This is a genomic window from Pseudoalteromonas sp. SWYJZ19 (assembly GCF_015864375.1).
Taxonomy (GTDB): Bacteria; Pseudomonadota; Gammaproteobacteria; order Enterobacterales; family Alteromonadaceae; genus Pseudoalteromonas; species Pseudoalteromonas arctica.
On record NZ_JADYXI010000053.1, the window covers coordinates 1 to 1,799 of the forward strand.

1 protein-coding gene and 2 pseudogenes are annotated in these 1,799 nt (G+C 35.9%); all 3 read right to left on the reverse strand.

The window, feature by feature from the left end:
- Positions 1-100 (reverse strand): annotated as a pseudogene (locus I6F45_RS21180) (transposase); the annotation flags it as partial.
- A gap of 54 nt (positions 101-154) precedes the next feature.
- A pseudogene (locus I6F45_RS21185) lies at positions 155-469 on the reverse strand (transposase); the annotation flags it as partial.
- Positions 470-689: 220 nt separating this feature from the next.
- The gene (locus I6F45_RS21190; protein WP_165729605.1) at positions 690-1,640 is read right to left on the reverse strand and encodes a hypothetical protein; all 951 of its coding nucleotides are present in this window, start codon (positions 1,638-1,640) and stop codon (positions 690-692) included.
- Between the last annotated feature and the right edge of the window lie 159 nt (positions 1,641-1,799).

A 1,799-nucleotide genomic window follows, 5' to 3' on the forward strand; every position in this document is an offset into this window, starting at 1 on the left:
GGTCTTCGCCACATAAAAATGCACGGCGTACACAACGTGAAATACAGTGGTAGTACTTTGTATCAACCAAACTTACTTGACGCTTTCTTGCGATAGCCATAAGACACCCTGCTTGTTTTTTACACTAAATAAAACGTAGTCCTTAATTTAAAAAAGAGCAAAATTTAGGATGGGTGTCACTGTTAATTGCTATAAATAAAATGTTCGTCTCACACGCTTTAGCAATTCGACGGCTACTGATCAAACCATGTGCATAGCCCAGTAAAATAATCTTTAGCATTACCGAAGGTGGATACGCCGCCGCGCCCGTTTTGTCATTGTTGCACCACGCGTCAAACCCCGATAAATCGAGTTTATTTTCGACAATATAACAAAGGGCATACTCAAAAGTGCCAGGCAGAATTTGCTCAGCGAAATTGATAGGAATGAATTTATTTTGACAGGATAAGTCAGGCTTGTAGTTAGCCATAACAGTTTACCGTGGGTGAATAATATCTATTAGATCACAGCGAATGAATGGATTCAAGGTTAAAAAGCAATCAATTGAAAATAGTAGAATACGTTCCTAGAAAGAGTAATTCTACAGCCTCAACGCCTCACTAAGAGGCAAATAATAGTTGGTTAAAATAAGCGACGCAGGAGCAAAAACCAACTGTTATTTGTCCTGCTTTAGTGACTTGTTATGTGCCTTATTTAACTCGATACCTGAATAATACAAGGTTATCTAAAACAAGATTGCTTGACCAAATAAATGAAGCACCAGAACCTGAGAACTGTTCTTGGAAATTCATATAAGCTTTCTTATTATTAACACCAATTTCATCTTCCGTAAATTCCACTGAATTTGGCCAAGATAAGTAACTTTCGTTTAATTTCCAATTTACTGGGATATCCCAATGTAACGAATAGGTCTCAATATACTTATCCGCACCATTGGTACTGCATTTTGTTGTTAAACGCTGATCTCCTATTTCTTTAGCACACTTCAGATCATAAACAGGAGAGGTATAAAAAGTTTGAGCTGACCATTTAGAATTGGTTTTCGTACCATCTGAGAAGCTTGCAATAAAGCCACCGTCTCCAGGGTGAAAACGTTTACCACGGTTATCTTCACTACCCAAGCCTGAATTTTCTTCCCAATCAACAACTTTGATTGCTATATCATATGGCTTTTTAACTTTAAATTTCACGATATTGGAATTAAAAGGAGTAAAAGGTATAGGATCCACGGCTATTAACTTACCGTTTATAAATAATTCAAAGTAATTATCTGCAAATATGTACCCTGTAATAACTTCCCCATCTTTATCTACTTCTATGATAGGTACGGACGACAAGTTAACCTCAGATAAAGATTTTGGGGTTACCTTCGAGCATTCATTATAAAGGTCTGTGGCAAAATTCTTTTGTTCATATTGAACCTTTGCAGGAACAAGATATTCAATATTATCATATTTTTTAATGCCGACTGGAGACGGACGTGAACGTCCGTTTTTACAGGTAAATAACGTTGAAACGTTGACTTCAGCCTCACCTTTAATTACATGAGCAGTCCCAGCATAATCACTAGAACTAGCTGATGACGAAAAACTTAACATAGTAAATAACGATAGTACCGAAAATTTAATTTTAATATTCATAAATATTCCCATATATAGAAGAGCCAAAGCATAGGCACATAACGAGCCTGTAGATTAACTCGTTTTAAAATTTGTTTTATTGATAAACAAACCATAGCTGAGTTCCTATTTTGGTTCAATTGATTACTGTATTTTTACGCAGCATATAAAGAAGTGTTT

What these genes read in the sequence shown, in the direction of transcription:
- I6F45_RS21190 (WP_165729605.1), bottom strand. Translation starts at nt 1,640, where the DNA reads ATGAATATTAAAATTAAATTTTCGGTACTATCGTTATTTACTATGTTA.